A 309-nucleotide genomic window follows, 5' to 3' on the forward strand; every position below is an offset into this window, starting at 1 on the left:
CTGATAAAGGGTATATCAGCCCGAGTCTGACATCGTACTACGACGCTCAAGGAGTGGATTTACAAACGCCACTCAGAGCCAACATGAAAGAGGATAGACCCAAACCTGTGGTAAGACGGCTAATGAAAGCCCGCCGTATCGTTGAAACAGTTATTGGTCAGCTATCAGAACGATTTAATATCTTAGATTAACACATGAAGTGCAATACCAAATGCAAGGTGAAAAAAAGACCTAGATGCGCTAGCATCAAAGTTTTTATCCACCGACCAAAGTGAGATTGCAACCATGAGCTATACACATCTAAGCCTA

1 pseudogene is annotated in these 309 nt (G+C 42.7%); it reads left to right on the top strand.

What is annotated here, in order from left to right:
- Positions 1–182: pseudogene (locus EI164_RS16850) on the top strand (transposase); the annotation flags it as partial.
- Positions 183–309: the final 127 nt, after the last annotated feature.

It is taken from the genome of Psychrobacter sp. FME13 (assembly GCF_014861395.1).
GTDB lineage: Bacteria > Pseudomonadota > Gammaproteobacteria > Pseudomonadales > Moraxellaceae > Psychrobacter.